10 protein-coding genes are annotated in these 15,404 nt (G+C 75.2%); 2 read left to right on the top strand and 8 right to left on the bottom strand.

Annotated features, from left to right (window positions below):
• The 4 genes from ACFQH9_RS27905 to ACFQH9_RS27890 all read right to left on the bottom strand — a co-directional run bounded on the left by ACFQH9_RS27905 (window position 1) and on the right by ACFQH9_RS27890 (window position 5,437).
• A complete protein-coding gene (locus tag ACFQH9_RS27905; protein WP_379570664.1) occupies window positions 1-1,188 on the bottom strand; it encodes an NAD(P)/FAD-dependent oxidoreductase in 1,188 nt (395 codons plus the stop codon).
• Complete coding sequence (locus ACFQH9_RS27900; protein WP_379570662.1) at window positions 1,188-2,024, bottom strand: UbiA family prenyltransferase; 837 nt, start codon at window positions 2,022-2,024, stop codon at window positions 1,188-1,190. Before ACFQH9_RS27900 ends, ACFQH9_RS27905 begins: the two co-directional genes overlap by 1 nt.
• The gene (locus ACFQH9_RS27895) at window positions 2,021-3,085 is read right to left on the bottom strand and encodes an NAD-dependent epimerase/dehydratase family protein (protein ID WP_379570660.1); all 1,065 of its coding nucleotides are present in this window, start codon (window positions 3,083-3,085) and stop codon (window positions 2,021-2,023) included. The genes ACFQH9_RS27900 and ACFQH9_RS27895 overlap by 4 nt, the downstream gene beginning before the upstream one ends.
• A 105-nt stretch (window positions 3,086-3,190) precedes the next feature.
• Window positions 3,191-5,437 (bottom strand): HelD family protein, encoded by a 2,247-nt coding sequence (locus ACFQH9_RS27890; RefSeq protein WP_379570710.1) that lies wholly within the window; start codon window positions 5,435-5,437, stop codon window positions 3,191-3,193.
• Window positions 5,438-5,789: 352 nt separating this feature from the next.
• Here ACFQH9_RS27890 and ACFQH9_RS27885 point away from each other — a divergent pair, with 352 nt between their 5' ends.
• Complete coding sequence (locus ACFQH9_RS27885) at window positions 5,790-6,596, top strand: RNA polymerase sigma factor SigF (RefSeq protein ID WP_379570658.1); 807 nt, start codon at window positions 5,790-5,792, stop codon at window positions 6,594-6,596.
• Between the two features lie 10 nt (window positions 6,597-6,606).
• Here the strand turns inward: ACFQH9_RS27885 and ACFQH9_RS27880 are convergent, their stop codons facing one another.
• From ACFQH9_RS27880 to ACFQH9_RS27865, 4 genes are all read right to left on the bottom strand, one after another.
• Window positions 6,607-7,713 carry a DNA topoisomerase IB gene (locus ACFQH9_RS27880; RefSeq protein ID WP_379570656.1) on the bottom strand — a complete coding sequence of 369 codons (1,107 nt, stop codon included), beginning with the start codon at window positions 7,711-7,713 and terminating at the stop codon, window positions 6,607-6,609.
• A 75-nt stretch (window positions 7,714-7,788) separates the two neighbouring features.
• Complete coding sequence (locus ACFQH9_RS27875; RefSeq protein ID WP_379570654.1) at window positions 7,789-10,149, bottom strand: glycoside hydrolase family 65 protein; 2,361 nt, start codon at window positions 10,147-10,149, stop codon at window positions 7,789-7,791.
• Window positions 10,146-10,883 carry a beta-phosphoglucomutase family hydrolase gene (locus tag ACFQH9_RS27870; RefSeq protein ID WP_379570652.1) on the bottom strand — a complete coding sequence of 246 codons (738 nt, stop codon included), beginning with the start codon at window positions 10,881-10,883 and terminating at the stop codon, window positions 10,146-10,148. The genes ACFQH9_RS27875 and ACFQH9_RS27870 overlap by 4 nt, the downstream gene beginning before the upstream one ends.
• A gap of 103 nt (window positions 10,884-10,986) precedes the next feature.
• Window positions 10,987-12,681: an ATP-dependent DNA ligase gene (locus ACFQH9_RS27865; protein WP_379570650.1), complete on the bottom strand. Its 1,695-nt coding sequence runs from the start codon at window positions 12,679-12,681 to the stop codon at window positions 10,987-10,989.
• 166 nt (window positions 12,682-12,847) lie between these two features.
• On the opposite strand from ACFQH9_RS27865, the gene ACFQH9_RS27860 reads away from it, so the two are divergent.
• A complete protein-coding gene (locus tag ACFQH9_RS27860) occupies window positions 12,848-15,400 on the top strand; it encodes a DEAD/DEAH box helicase (protein ID WP_379570648.1) in 2,553 nt (850 codons plus the stop codon).
• The last annotated feature ends 4 nt before the right edge of the window (window positions 15,401-15,404 follow it).

Here is a 15,404-nt window from a genome sequence, read left to right as displayed (position 1 = left end):
TCATCTCTCCTCAGCGGGGTCGGCGGCGGGATCCGTGGGGGCCGGCGCGGCGGGGCCGGCAGGCAGGAGGGCGGCGGCCAGGCCCCGGACGACGGCGGCGGTGATCCGGCCGCGGGCCAGCCCGAGCTCGACCAGGTCGTCGAAGACCCGCTGGTCGCGGACCGACGCGCGGAGGCCGGCGTCGAGCACGGGTCCACTGCGGCAAAGGTGCGCCGCGAGCGCGGTGTGGCGCAGGTGCGGGAGGAGATGGGCGCGGGCGGCCCGCCGGTAGCGGTGGCCGGCCGTGCCGGCCCGGCCCGTGACGATCGCCCGCGCGGCGGCCCGACCCGCCGCGAGGCCGGTGGCGACCGCGTAGTAGATGCCCTCCCCCGTCATCGGGTTGACCAGCCCGGCGGCGTCGCCGACGAGGAGCACGCGGCCGGCGGGTGGCCACCAGCGGGCCCCCGAGAGCGGCAGGTGGTGGCCCTTCCAGCCGGTGCCGTCGCGGCTCGCCCCGGGCAGCAGGGCCTCGAGCCGCTCGAGCAGCGCGGTGCGGGTGGGCGCCGGTCCGCCGCCGAGCACCTCGCCGTACCCGACGTTGGCGAGCCCGTCGCCGCGGTCGAAGGACCAGGCGTAGGCCGGCTGCCGGGCCGTCCCGAAGGCGATCACCTGGGCGTGCTCGCGCCCCGCGGACACCGGCGCGTAGCCGCGCAGGGCGAGGGCGGGACGGGCGCTGGGCCGGCCGAGGCGGCGGCGCACCACCGACCCGGCCCCGTCGGCCCCGACGACCACCGCCGCCCGGTGCGCACCGTCCAGCACGACACCCTCCGGGCCGCGCACCAGGTCGCGGACCCGGTGCCGCACGAGCACCGCCCCGGCCGCGCAGGCCGCCTCGACCAGCCGGGCGTCGAGGATCCGGCGCGGCACGACGTACGACGGCCGGGCCATCGTCCGGTCGACCCCGCGCCCGCCCCGGTCGAGCCGCAGCCGCGCGACCGGCACCCGGTCGTCGAGCAGGCCCGTGACCCCGACCTCGGCGAGCCGGTCGAGCACGTGCGGTGCTACGCCGTCGCCGCAGGCCTTGTCCCGCGGGAAGCCGGCACGGTCGAGCAGCGCGACGCGGAGCCCCGGTTCGGTGTGCAGCGCCCCCAGCGCCGTGGCCGCGCCGGCGGGTCCGGCCCCGACGATCGCGAGGTCCCACCCGGCCATCAGCCGGCCGCCACGAGCAGCACCACGTCCACCAGCGCGATCGCCATCGCGGCCCGGAACGGGAGGCGGCCGCGGCCCGCCAGCGCGACCGCCGCGAGCGCGGCGACCACCGCCAGCGCCCCCCACACCCAGGCCGGCGGGCTGCCCGCCGGACCGAACGCGGCCAGGGCCGACGCCGCGACGAGCAACCCGGCGGCCAACGGCCTCGCGGCGCGCTCCCCCAGCCGGTGCGGGAGCCCCCGGACGCCGGTCCGCACGTCGTCGGCGAGATCGGGCAGCGCGTTGAGCACGTGGGCACCGACCCCGAGCGCGGCGCCGGCGGCGGTCGTCCACCAGGGCGGCCAGACCGGCGGGGTGCCGGCGAGGGAGGCCACGGCCGGCAGGGTCCCGAAGGCCACCGCGTACGGCAGCCACGACAGCCGGGTGCCCTTGAGCCCCAGGTTGTAGGCCTGCGCCGAGCCGACGCCGAGCACGAGGTGGACGATCCCGCTGCGCCAGCCGGCGGCCAGGGAGAACACCACGCAGGCAGCTCCGGAGAGGGCGACCGCGACGGCGACGGGGCAGACGCGCACCCGCCCGGCCGCGAGCGGCTTGTCGGCGCGCCCGACCGCACGGTCGCGCCGCAGGTCGACGAGGTCGTTGACCCAGCCGACGACGAGCTGGCCGGTCAGGACGGCGAGGGTGACGACGAGGGCGGTGCGGGCCGGCAGACCGGCGTCGACCGCGAGCAGGGCGGCGACGACCGTGACGGCCGCGGCGGGTCCGGGGTGGGCGGCCGTGACCAACCCGGGGACGGTGCCGGCCCGGCGGGTCGTTCGCGGCGGCGCCGCGCTCACGGCCGGGACCGTCTGCCGACGTGCCCGTGGAGCAGGGCGTCCCCGACCGCGCCGGCGACGGTGCGGGGGCGCAGGACCGCCGTCGGCCCGGACGCGGCGGTGCGCATGCCGTCGACCACCTCGCCGAACACCGCGACGGCGTCCTTCGTGGGCTTCCAGCCCAGCTCGGTACGGGCGCGCGTGGTGTCGAGCAGGGGAAGCGCGAAGGCCATGTCGAGCCAGCCGGTGTCGACCTGCTGCAGGCGCAGGTGCCACGCCGCGGACATCGCCGGGCGCACGAGCGCCGACGGCACGTGCACCAACCGGGCACCGAGCACCCGGGCGATGTCGGCCGCGGTGAGCGGGGGGTCGGCGGCCAGGTTGAACGCGCCGGCGGCGCCCCGGTCCAGGACCCGCGCGACGGCGTCGGCGACGTCGTCGGCGTGCACCACGGGGATCGCCAGGCGGCGGTCGAGGGGCAGCACCGGCAGCCAGGTGAGGGCGCGCGCCGGCACCAGTCCCGGCAGCCCGTAGCGCAGCAGGGCGCTCCCGGCCGAGTGCTGCCCGACGATCCCGGGCCGCAGCCGCGTGACGGTCGGGACCGCGCCCTCCGCCTCGGCCTCGTCGAGGATTCGTTCGGCGGCCGCCTTGTGCCGGCTGTAGCGCGAGGTCGGGACGCCGTCGGTGGGCCAGCTCTCGTCGACCGGGGCGTCGTCCCGGCGCGGCGAGTAGGCGCCGATCGACGACAGGTGCACCAGGTGCGGCACCCCGGCGGCGGCCGCCGCGGCCACCACACGCCGGGTGCCGCCGACGCCGAGCTCCCGCAGGTACCGCAGGTCGTGCGAGGGCTGGAAGCCCCAGGCGAGGTGGACGACGGCGTCCGCGCCGTCGAAGACCCGGGCGAGCTCGTCCGGGGTGACGCGGGTCAGGTCGACCGATCGCCACGCCGCGGGCTGCCCGCCCGCCAGGGGCCCGGCCGGCACCCGGCGGGCCAGGCCGACCAGCTCGTGGTCCTCCGCGGCGAGGCGGCGCAGCACCGCCGTCCCGATGTTGCCCGTCGCGCCGGTGACGACGATCCGCATCCTGCCTCCCCCAGCCTCGACCGACTCCTCGTCGATTCCCCTCGGGCCGGGACCTCACACGCACCGCGGTGGCCTGTGGAGAGGCGACCGGGCGGCGCGCGAGGATCAGGCCCGGCGCAGCCGCTTGAGCGGTTCGGGCAGGTCCGCGGCGTGCACGACCGTCAACCGCTGCGTGGCCCGGGTGAGCGCCACGTAGAGGTCGTTCATCCCGCGCGGGCTCTCGGCCAGCACCTCCGCGGGTTCCAGCAGCACGACCGAGTCGAACTCCAGCCCCTTCGACGCGCCCACCGGCAGCACGACGACCGGCGCCTCCAGGTCCTCCGGGTCCTCGGGGACGGCGTCCCCGAGCACGGCCCGGCGCACGGTCGCGACCCGCGCCGCGGGCACGAGCACCGCGGTGCGCCCCTCGCCCACCGCCTCCCGCTCCTCGGCGACGATCCCGGCGAGCACCCCGTCGGACCCGTCCAGCGTGCCCGCGGCCACGGGCAGTGCGCGCGGCGGGACACCGGTGCTGCGCACGGAGGTCGGCGGGGTGAGGGTCGGGTCGATGGCGGCCAGGACGTCGTCGGCCACGTCGGCGATCTCGGCCGGCGTCCGGTAGTTCACCGTGAGCTGCTCGAGCCGCCAGCGGTTCTGCACGAACGGCGAGAGCACCTCCGACCAGGTGGAGGCCCCGGCGATGTCGCCGGTCTGCGCCACGTCGCCCACGACGGTCATCGACCGGCTCGGCACCCGGCGCATCACCAGCCGCCAGGCCATCGCCGACAGCTCCTGCGCCTCGTCGACGATCACGTGCCCGTAGGTCCACTCCCGGTCCGCGGCGGCGCGGTCGGCGGTCGACTCGTAGGTCCGCACCTGCATGCGCTCGGCGAGCCGGTCCGCGTCGACGATGTCCGTGGCGCGCAGCAGCTCCGGGTCCAGGTCCTCCTCGAGGTCCAGCACGTCGAGCACGCCCTGGGCGTACTCGACCTCCTCGCGCAGCGCGGCCTGCTCGGCCGCGCGGGCCGCCGACCCGTCGTCGCCCAGGAGCTCGGCGGCCTCGTCGAGCAGCGGGACGTCCGCGGGGGTCCACCGCAGGTCGGCCGGGACGTCCGCGCCGGGGGCGGGCCGCTCGAGCAGCGCCCGGTCCTCGGCCGGGATCCGGCGGGCGATCGAGTTGAGCCTGCGGCGGTCGGCGAACAGGTCGGTGAGCAGCTGCTCCGGGGTGAGCGTGGGCCAGAGCGCGTCGAGCTCGCGGGCGACGGCCGGGTCCTCGGCCAGCTCCTCACGGATGTCCTCGACGTCGAGCCTGCCCAGCAGGTTCCGGCCGCCGAGGGTCTGCGCGACCTGCTGGGCGAGCAGCCGCAGCGCCTCCGTGCGGAAGGTGCGCCTGGCCTCGTTGTGCGGCTTGCGGGAGCGCCGGGCGCGCGACCGCGCCTGGTTGACGATCTCCCGGTCGAGGCGCACCGGCTGCTGCTCGACCACGAGCTCGATCGCCCGGCGCGGCAGCTGCTGGCGGTCGCGCACCGCCGCGGCGACCACGGCGGCCATCTCCGGGCGGCCCTTCACCTCGGCGGTGCGGGCGTCCTCGTGCCGGCGGGCGTGCAGGCCCGGGAACAGCTCCGCCGGGGTGGCGAGCACGACCGAGGTCTCGCCCAGCGACGGCAGGACCTGCCCGATGTAGCGCAGGAAGGTCGGGTTCGGGCCGATCACCAGCACGCCGCGGCGGGCCAGCCGGTCCCGGTGCGTGTAGAGCAGGTACGCGGCGCGGTGTAGCGCGACCGCGGTCTTGCCCGTGCCCGGACCGCCCTGCACCACCAGCACACCCGACGGCTTCGAGCGGATGATCCGGTCCTGCTCGGCCTGGATGGTGGCGACGATGTCGCCCATGCGGCCCGTGCGCGCCTCGCTGACCGCGGCCATCAGTGCGGCCTCGCCGGCCAGCCCCGTGCTCGACCGGTGCGCCGAGGCATCCGTGAGGTCGAGCACCTCGTCGTCGATCGCGACGACCGTGCGGCCCCGGGTGCGCAGGTGCCGGCGCCGGCGCATGCCCTCGGGGTTCGCGGCGGTGGCGGTGTAGAAGGGCTGCGCGGCGGGGGCACGCCAGTCCATCAGCAGCGGCTCGTACTCGTGCTCCTCGTCGAGCAGGCCGAGCCGGCCGATGTAGCGGACCTCCCCGGTCTCCGCGTCGAGCCGGCCGAACGCCAGCCCGTGCTCCGCGGCCCGCAGCGCGGCGAGCCGGTCCGTGTACATGGCGGCGGCGGCGTCGCGCTCGGTCAGTGCCTGCGGCGTGCCCACGGTCTCGCCGTGCAGCACGTCGGCCAGCCGGCGCGCGGTGTCCCGGCGGCGCTCGTCGAGCCGCTCGTAGAGCATCGCGACGTACGCGCGCTCGTGCTCGAGCGGCTTCTCGTCCGTGGCGGGTTCGGAGGTCGGCACCTGCTCAGATGTCCTTCGCGGGAGTGACGGATCGGCCGGTCGACCCGGTCGTCCCTCGATCTGTCCATGTGGCGCGCCGGCGGCGCGGCCGACGTCCTCGTCGTCCCTCGTCGCCCGACGGCGCGGCAGTCCAACCTACCAGCGATCTCGCGCGGGTTCCGCCCGCATTTCCGCACCGGTGCCCCGTCCGGGGGGTGCCCGGCGCCCGCGTTTCCGGATCGGGGCGGTCGGGTAGATCCGTGCGTGGCGCCGGACACCAGAGCCAGCAGAGACCGGACGCCGGGACGTCGTGGCTGACCGCGACCCGGCCCCCGAGCAGGCCCCCGACCAGAACGGGCGGGCGGCCGACTCCGAGTACGCGCACCTCGCCCCGCTGTTCGAGAAGTTCGTGGCGCTCCCCGCCGGCCACCCGGAGCGCGACGCGCTGCGCACCGAGCTGGTCACCGGCCACCTCCCGGTGGTGCAGCACATCGCACGGCGCTTCGCCAACCGCGGCGAGCCGGTCGACGACCTGGAGCAGGCCGGGACCGTCGGGTTGATCAACGCGGTGGACCGGTTCGACCCGGAGCGCGGCGTCGACTTCCTGTCCTACGCGATCCCCACGATCACCGGCGAGGTGCGCCGGCACTTCCGCGACCGCACCTGGGCGATGCGGGTGCCCCGGCGGCTCAAGGAGATGCAGAGCTCCATCAACGGCGCCATCGGGCCGCTGTCGCAGGAGCTGGGGCGCGCCCCGAAGCCCTCGGAGATCGCGGAGCGGCTCGGCCTGTCCGCCGAGGAGGTGCTGGAGGGGCTCGACGCGCAGCAGGCCTACCGCGGCCCGTCGCTCGACGAGCTGGTGGCCGGGGCGGACTCCCCCCTCGCGGACACCCTGGGCGAGGCCGACGCGGAGCTGGACAAGGTCGAGTACCGGCAGACCCTCGCCCCGTTGCTCGACGAGCTGCCCGCGCGCGAGCGCACCATCCTGGTGCTGCGCTTCTTCGGCAACAAGACGCAGACGCAGATCGCCGACCAGATCGGGATCTCGCAGATGCACGTGTCCCGGCTGCTGGCCCGCACGCTCGCGCAGCTGAGGCAGCGGATGAGCGAGGAGTAGCCCGCGGGGCTCAGCCCCTGATCAGCCGCACGACCGCCCGCTCCACCGCCGCCCGGCTCCGGTCGTCCGTGAGGTCCGGGGTCTCCAGCCGCTTCAACGCCACGAGCACCGTGCGGCCCTCCTCGAACTGCTCCACCACGCGCGGGTCCACGTAGGAGTTCTTCGCGACCGTCGGGGTGTTGCCGAGGTGGTCGGACACGGTGGTGATGGCGTGCCGCACCAACCGGGCCCGCGCCCGCTTGGCCGACGGCACGCGGCCCTCCTCGGCGACCGCCCCGGCGAGGGTCACCGCGGCGAGCACGGTGGCGTTCCAGGTGCGCAGGTCCTTGCAGGTGAACCGGTCCCCCGCCAGCTCCTTCACCGCGTTGTTGAGGTCCTCGGAGCGCACGTCGTGCCAGCTCGTCCGGTTCAGCCGGTAGGCCAGCAGGTCCTCGCCGCCACCCTTGCGCCGCAGCAACCCGTTGACCAGCCGGTGCAGCAGCGGGTCGCGCAGGTCGAGCTTGCGCGGCACCCCGCCCTTGGCCGGGTAGTCGAAGTGGATCAGGCCCCGGCGCAGCGTGACGTGCTCGCGGCGCAGGGTGGCCAGGCCGAAGGTGCCGGACTCGTCGTGGTCGTCGCCGTCGTGCCCGCAGTTGTCCGAGCCGTCGTCGCCGCAGCTCGGGGCGTACTGCTCGCCGCCGGCCCGGAACACCCCGATGTCGAGCATCCGCACCGCCCCGGCGAGCACCCGCTCGCGGTGCAGCCCGGAGGCCTCCAGCCGCGTGGTGATCTCCCCGCGGACGTCGGCCAGCTTGAGCCCCAGGGAGAGCACGCGGTCGTGCTTCTCCTGGTCGCGGGCCCGGCGCCAGTCGTCGTGGTAGCGGTACTGCCGGCGGCCGGCGTCGTCCGTCCCGACGGCCTGGATGTGGCCGCGGGGGTCGGGCGAGATCCAGACGTCCCGCCACGCCGGCGGGATGACCAGGCTCTTGATCCGCGCGATCTCCGCCCGGTCCTCGATCCGGCCGCCGTCCGGGGCGAGGAACACCCAACCCCGCCCGGAGCGGCGCCGCCCGTACCCCGGGGTCGCGGGGTCGGAGCGGACGAGCCCGGCAGGGGCGTCGGCTGCTGCTGCGGTCACGGGCGGGAGATACCCCGGCCGCCCCCGCGCAATCCCCCGGCGGAGCGAACCTCGCGGCGACCGCCCGGGCGGGGCTCAGCTCCCGTGGTGGCGCTGGCGCGGCGCGCGGCCGTACGGCTGCTCCACCGGGTCCACCGGCGGCGGCGGCGGCAGCGGCCGCACCTGCGGGTCCTCGGCCAGCGCGACCGGCTCGCCGTGGTGGCGCAGCCGCATCGGCGGACCGCTGACCAGCCGGTACTCCACGTCGTCCTGGGTGATCGTGACCCGGATGTGCCGGCCCTGCCAGCGCAGCCCGAACGAGATGCGGGTGAGCGCGGCGGGCAGCACCGGCGCGAAGGCCAGGCCGGTCGCGTCGCACGTCATGCCGCCGAGCCCCGTCGTGATCGCCACCCAGGTGCCGGCCATGGACGCGATGTGCATGCCGTGGTCGGTGTTCCCGGCCAGGTTGTTGAGGTCGATCAGCGCGGCCTCGGCCAGGTAGTCGTAGGCCAGGTCCAGGTGCCCGGTGCGCGCGGCCACCATCGACTGGGTGCACGCCGACAGCGACGAGTCCCGCACCGTGATCGCCTCGTAGTAGGCGAAGTTGCGGCGCATCTGCTCGGGGGTGAACGCGTCGGGCCGCAGCTGCATCGCCAGCACCAGGTCGGCCTGCTTGATCACCTGCTTGCGGTACAGGTCGAAGTACGGGTAGTGCAGCAGCAGCGGGTAGGTGTCGGCCGGGGTGTTCTCGAAGTCCCACACCTTGTGCTTGGTGAAGCCCTCGGACTGCGGGTGCACGCGCAGCTCGTCGTCGTACGGGATGCGCATCGAGTTCGCGGCGTCGCGCCAGCTGGCCATCTCCTCGGAGTTGACGCCCAGCTTGGCCGCGCTGCGCGGGTGCTTGGCGGCGACCTCGGCGGCGTAGCGCAGGTTCAGCTGCGCCATCAGGTTCGTGTAGACGTTGTTGTCCACGATGGCCGAGTACTCGTCCGGCCCGGTCACACCGTCGATGCGGAACTCGCCGGCGGAGTCGTGGTGGCCCAGCGAGCGCCACAGCCGGGCGGTGGCGACCAGGATCTCCAGGCCCACCTCGAGCTCGAAGTTCGTGTCGCCGGTCGCGGCGACGTGCCGGCGGACGGCGTCGGCGATGTCGGCGTTGATGTGGAAGGCCGCGGTGCCGGCGGGCCAGTAGCCGGAGCACTCCTCGCCGCGGATGGTGCGCCACGGGTAGGCCGCCCCGTCCAGCCCGAGCTGCTGGGCGCGCTCGAAGGCCTGCGGCAGGATCGACTGCCGCCAGCGCAGCGCGTCCGCCGCGGCGTCCGGCGCGAGGAAGGACAGCACCTGCAGGCAGAAGGTCTCGGTGTCCCAGAAGGTGTGGCCGTCGTACCCGTCGGCGGTGAGGCCCTTCGCCGAGATGCACCGCCGCTCGGCGCGGGCGCCGGCCTGCAGCACGTGGAAGGTGGCCAGCCGGACGGCCTGCTGCAGCTCCGCGTCGCCGTCGATCTCGACGTCCGCGGTCTCCCAGAAGTCCTCGAGGTAGTCGGCCTGCTCGCGGAGCAGCCCGTCCCAGCCGGTGTAGCGGGCGGCGGCCAGCGCCGCCCGCACCTGGTCGTAGACCGCCGGCAGGCTGCGCTGCGACGACCAGCCGTAGGACAGGTACTTGACGACCTTGAGCGTCTCCCCCGGCTGGACCCGCCCGATGACGGTGGTGCTGCCGGCGTCCTCGGTGGCGTCCGAGGTGATCTTGATGCCCTCGGGCCCGTGCACCTCGTGGTCCATCGCCGCGGCCACGCGCAGCCCGGACTTGCGGGTGCTGTGCACGAGCGTGGCCCCGGCCTCGTCGGCGCGGAACATCTCGGACTGCAGCGCGTTGGTGAGCGCGGCCTCCAGGCGCGGGTCGTCCGCGCCCCGCGCGGGCAGCTGCTCGTTGGCCACCAGCTCGGACTGCACGACGAGCAGCGCGGCCTCGTCGAGCACCTCGACCTCGTAGCAGATCGCGGCGATGGCCCGCTGGGTCAGCGACACCAGCCGGGTGCTGCGCACCCGCACCACGCGCCCGGCCGGGGACTCCCACTCCACCTCGCGGTGCAGCGTGCCGGCGCGCAGGTCGAGCACCCGCTCGTGCCGGCGGAGCTTGCCGTAGCGCAGGTCGAAGGGCTCGTCGTCGACCAGCAGCCGGATCAGCTTGCCGTTGGTGACGTTGATGATCGTCTGCCCGGACTCCGGGTAGCCGTAGCCGCCCTCGGCGTAGGGCAGCGGCCGGACCTCGTAGAAGGAGTTCAGGTAGGTCCCGGGCAGGTGGTGCGGATCGCCCTCGTCGAGGTTGCCGCGCAGCCCGATGTGGCCGTTGGAGAGCGCGAAGACGGACTCCGTCTGCCCCATCGCGGCGATGTCGAGCGTCGGCTCCCGCACGACCCAGGGCTCGACCGCGAAGGTGCGGCCCGCGTCCGGCTTCACCACTGGTCCTCCAACAGCTCGGAGAGGTCGGACACCACCACGTCGGCGCCGTGCTCGCGCAGCTTCTCGGCCTGCCCGAGCCGGTCGACGCCGACGACCCGGCCGAACCCGCCCGCCCGGCCCGCCTCGACCCCGGCCAGCGCGTCCTCGTAGACGACCGCTTCGGTCGGCGGGACGTCCAGGTCCTGCGCGGCGGCGAGGAAGGTGTCCGGCTTCGGCTTGCCCGGCAGGTGGCGCGCCCGCGCGACCACGCCGTCGACCCGGTGGTCGATGAGGTCGGACAGCCCGGCGACGTCGAGCACCTGCTCCGCGTTGGCCGACGAGGACACCACCGCCACCTTCAGCCCCGCCGCCCGCACGGCCTCCAGGTACGGCCGCGAGGCCGGGTAGACGTCGACGCCCCTCTCCTGCAGCACGACCTGCACCAGGTCGTTCTTCCGGGTGGACAGGCCCCACAGCGTCTCGGCGTCGGGCGGGTCGTCCGGGGTGCCGTCGGGCAGCGTGATCCCGCGCGAGGCGAGGAAGCTGCGGGTGCCCTCCAGCCGCGGCTTGCCGTCCACGTAGGGCCCGTAGTCGGCGGCGACGTCGAAGGGCCGGTAGCCGGGGCCCTCCCGCTTCGCGAGGTACTCGTCGAACATCGTCTTCCACGAGGCCGCGTGCACGCTGGCGGTGTCGGTCAGCACACCGTCCAGGTCGAACAGACAGGCGCGTGCGCCGGCGGGGAGTCCGAGCATGCGCGGAACCGTAGCGTCCTCCTGATCGCCCGCCCAGACCGGCGCCGCCCCGTCACCGCTGCCCGGAGAGATCGTCACACACCGTTCACACGGCGGGGTGGTCTCAGCCGGTGCAGGCCGCGGGAGCCGGCAGCCGCAGCCTGCGTTCGCCGTGTCCCCGGTCGCGCACGACGACCTCGGCGCCGCCCCCGCCGTCCGGCCCGACGTGCACCGTGACCGCACCGCCCTCCGGGCGCGGCTCGATGTGCTGCTGGACCGTCTCGCGGACGAGGACCAGCACCTGCAGCGGGGCGACGGCCAGGTCGCCGAGCTGTCCGGTGAGCCGGTCGTCGACCGTCACCTCCGTCTCGAGGCGGCGGCCGAACCGGGCCTGCTCGATCGCAAGGTAGGCGCGCACGGCGGCCAGCTCGTCCGCCAGCGGGATCTCCGGGGTGCCCACCCGGTCCGCGGTGCGGCTCAGGTCGGCGAAGCCGAGCAGCAGGTCGCGGGCCTGCGCCGGGTCCGTGCGCATCAGGGCGGCGATGGTGTTGAACGCGTTGTAGACGAAGTGCTGCTCGAGGCTGCGGTTCAGCGAGCTCGCCGGGGCGGGCGGTGTCACCACGGGCGAGTCGGGCACCGGCGGGAGCGCGGCCGGTTCCGGGTCCGGCGGCGCGGGTGCGGGCGCGGGTCCGGTGGGCCGGCCGTGCTCGTGGGGCGTGCGGACGCGTTCGCCGCGGCGGGCGGGCCCCCAGACCTGGGTGCCGTCCTCGGCGGGTGCGGCACCGTCGCGGTCCCAGGGCGTGCCGGCCCAGTCCTCCGGTGCGACCTCGCCGGGGCGCAGGACGCCCCGCCACACGGGCAGCCGCAGGTGGTTGCCGCGGGTCCAGCCCTGGTACTCCGCCTGTCCGACGAGCCGGGGCACGACCCAGCGCGCGTCGTCCGCCACCGCCTCGGGCACGGCGCCCGGGCCGCCGGCCACGAACGCCGGCACCTGCGCGTTCAGGGTCCGCAGCAGCTCGCCGATCTCCCGCCGGGCGGCCCCCGATCCGATGCCGACGCGGCCGACGTACCGCAGCGGCCCGAGCGGCTCCCCCGGCCCGGGCGGGGTCTCCGGGATGCCCAGCAGCAGCGCCCCGACCCGGCCCGGCCGGTTCCGCTCGGCCGGCATCCAGCCCCCGACGACGACTGGGCGCGCGCGGCGCAGCGGCACCCGCAACCAGTCCCGGGTGCGCCGGCCGGCCCTGTACGCGGCGTCGACCCGCTTGAGGTGCAGCCCGTCGAGACCGAAGCGCTCGGCGGCCTCCATGACGAACCCCGCCTCCGACGCGGGGTGCGAGGGCGGCACCAGCACGTGCGGCCCGGCGATGTCCAGGCCCTCCAGGAGCCGCCGCCGCTCGGCGTAGGGCCGCCGGAGCAGCGGGCGGCCGTCCAGCCAGAGCAGGTCGGTGACCACGAACCCGACGGGCACCCGGGCGCGCAGCGACTCCGAGGGCGTCACGGTCGAGGTGCGGCGCATCAGCGGGCGCCGGCTGGGCCGGCCGGCGTCGTCCAGGGCGACGACCACGCCGTCGAGCACCATGCCGGACCCGCGCACCCGCTCGCCGAGCACGGCGAGCTCCGGGAAGCTGCGGGTCACGCTCCGGGCGGTCGAGGACAGCAGCCGGACGTGGCCGGGGCGGACGTAGGCGACGCAGCGGAAGCCCACCCAGGCGAACTCGACCGCCCAGTCGCCCCGCTCGCCGTCGGCCAGGTCCCCCTGCGCGGGGAGCATCGGCGGGACGACGTCGGGCATGCCGCCGCCCGCTCCCCGCCCTGTCACGGATCCCACGGTAAACGGCCGAACGGGCGAAGTGTCACCTGATCGGCCCTACGGCGGTGGCAGCGCGCCCAGGGAACGGCGATCTGCGGCGGATGGTGGTGTGCGTGCCGGGGGCGGCCGGGCAGGTCGGCCCGCGCGGACGGACTCGTGGACAATCGGCGGCATCATGACCGCCACCTCCGCCGCGCTGCTCACCGACCGCCTCCCCGTGGGCGAGGATCCGGACGCCCTGGTCGAGGTGTTCGCGGACTGGGCCTTCGAGGAGCGGGGCCTCTCGCTCTACCCGGCCCAGGAGGAGGCGCTGCTGGAGATCGCGACCGGCGGCAACGTCATCCTCTCCACCCCCACCGGGTCCGGGAAGTCGCTCGTCGCGATCGCGGCGCACGCCGCCGCGCTCGCCCGCGGGGCCCGCACCTTCTACACCGCGCCGATCAAGGCGCTGGTCAGCGAGAAGTTCTTCGACCTCATCGAGGTGTTCGGCGCGGACAAGGTCGGCATGCTGACCGGCGACGCCGCGGTGAACGAGGGCGCGGAGATCATCTGCTGCACCGCGGAGATCCTGGCCAACATCGCGCTGCGCCAGGGCGCGAAGGCGGACGTCGGGTCGGTCGTGATGGACGAGTTCCACTTCTACGCCGACCCGGACCGCGGCTGGGCCTGGCAGGTGCCGCTGGTCGAACTGCCCCAGGCGCAGTTCCTGCTGATGAGCGCCACGCTGGGCGACACCTCTTTCTTCCGGGACGACCTCACCCGGCGCACGGGCCGGGCCACCCGGGAGATCACCTCCGTCGAGCGGCCCGTCCCGCTGCACTACCGGTACGTCCTCACCCCGCTGCACGAGACGATCACGGAGCTGCTCGAGACGCACGAGGCGCCGGTCTACGTCGTGCACTTCACCCAGCAGTCGGCGGTCGAGCGGGCGCAGGCGCTGATGAGCGTCAACGTCACCTCGAAGGAGGAGAAGGCCGCGATCGCCGAGCTGATCGGCGACTTCCGGTTCACCGCCGGGTTCGGCAGGACGCTCTCCCGGCTGGTCCGGCACGGGATCGGTGTGCACCACGCCGGGATGCTGCCCCGCTACCGCCGGCTCGTGGAGACCCTCGCCCAGGCCGGCCTGCTCAAGGTCATCTGCGGCACGGACACCCTCGGCGTCGGGATCAACGTGCCGATCCGGACGGTGCTGTTCACGGGCCTGTCGAAGTACGACGGCCGGCGCACCCGCCCGCTCAAGGCGCGCGAGTTCCACCAGATCGCCGGGCGCGCCGGGCGGGCGGGCTACGACACCGTCGGCACGGTCGTCGCCGAGGCGCCCGAGCACGAGATCGAGAACCACAAGGCCCTGCAGAAGGCCGGCGACGACCCGAAGAAGCGCCGCCGGGTGGTGCGCAAGCAGCCGCCGGAGGGCTTCGTCGGCTGGTCGCAGACCTCCTTCGAGAAGCTGCAGGCGGCCCAGCCCGAGCCGCTCACCAGCCATTTCCGCGTCACGCACGCGATGCTGCTGAACGTGATCTCCCGGCCCGGGGACGCGTTCACCGCGATGCGGCACCTGCTCGAGGACAACCACGAGCCGCGCTCCCGGCAGCGCAGGCACATCCTGCGCGCCATCGCGATCTACCGGGCGCTGCTCGCCGCGGGTGTGGTGGAGAAGCTCGACCGGCCGGACGCCGAGGGCCGCACCGTCCGGCTCGTCGGCGACCTCCAGCTGGACTTCGCGCTCAACCAGCCGCTCTCGCCCTTCGCACTGGCCGCGTTCGACCTGCTCGACCGGGAGTCGCCGTCGTACGCGCACGACGTCGTCTCGGTGGTGGAGGCGACGCTCGACGACCCCCGCCCCGTGCTCCATGCGCAGGAGAACAAGGCCAAGGGCGAGGCCGTCGCGGCGATGAAGGCCGAGGGCATCGAGTACGAGGAGCGGATGACGCTGCTCGAGGACGTCTCGTACCCCAAGCCGCTCGAGGAGCTGCTGGTCGGGGCGCTGGAGACCTACCGGCGCGGGGCGCCGTGGGTGGAGGACGCCCGGCTCTCGCCCAAGTCCGTGGTGCGGGACATGTCCGAGCGGGCCATGACCTTCCACGAGTACGTGGCCTTCTACCAGCTGGCCCGGTCCGAGGGTCTGGTCCTGCGGTACCTGGCGGACTGCTACCGGGCGCTGCGGCAGACCGTGCCCGAGCACGCGCGCACGGACGAGCTGACCGACCTCATCGAGTGGCTCGGCGAGCTGGTCCGGCAGGTCGACTCCAGCCTGCTCGACGAGTGGGAGAAGCTCGCCGCCGGCGGTGGGGTCGAGGACGAGTCCGCGCCGCCGTCGCTCGACCCTGCCGATCTCTCCGGGCGCCCGGCCGGTGTCACCCGCAACGCCCGCGCCTTCCGCGTCCTGGTCCGCAACGCGCTGTTCCGCCGCGTGGAGCTGGCGTCCCTGCAGCGCTGGGACCTGCTCGGCGAGCTGGACAAGGAGGCGGGCTGGACCGCGGAGCGCTGGCGCGAGGCCTTCCGGCCCTTCTTCGACCTGCACGGCTTGGGCGGCGTCGGGATCGGGCCGGACGCCCGCGGCCCCAAGATGATCGACATCGTCGAGGAGCCGGAGCGCTGGCTGGTCCGTCAGGTCGTCGACGACCCCGAGGACGACCACGACTGGGCCATCACCGCCGAGGTCGACCTCGCCGCCTCGGACGAGGCGGGCGAGGCCGTCGTGTGGATCACCGGCTTCGGCGACTCCTGACCGA

Origin of the sequence: Pseudonocardia lutea, assembly GCF_042658055.1 — a bacterium.
Lineage (GTDB): Bacteria > Actinomycetota > Actinomycetes > Mycobacteriales > Pseudonocardiaceae > Pseudonocardia > Pseudonocardia lutea.
The sequence above is the reverse complement of the archived record's forward strand: the minus strand, read 5'-3'. Positions and strand labels throughout refer to the sequence as shown.

Excerpts from the sequence above, each read along its gene's own strand:
- ACFQH9_RS27905 (WP_379570664.1), bottom strand. The coding sequence starts at position 1,188 with ATGGCCGGGTGGGACCTCGCGATCGTCGGGGCCGGACCCGCCGGCGCG.
- ACFQH9_RS27895 (WP_379570660.1), bottom strand. The coding sequence starts at position 3,085 with ATGCGGATCGTCGTCACCGGCGCGACGGGCAACATCGGGACGGCGGTG.
- ACFQH9_RS27890 (WP_379570710.1), bottom strand. The coding sequence starts at position 5,437 with ATGCTCTACGAGCGGCTCGACGAGCGCCGCCGGGACACCGCGCGCCGG.
- ACFQH9_RS27870 (WP_379570652.1), bottom strand. The coding sequence starts at position 10,883 with ATGCTCGGACTCCCCGCCGGCGCACGCGCCTGTCTGTTCGACCTGGAC.
- ACFQH9_RS27860 (WP_379570648.1), top strand. The coding sequence starts at position 12,848 with ATGACCGCCACCTCCGCCGCGCTGCTCACCGACCGCCTCCCCGTGGGC.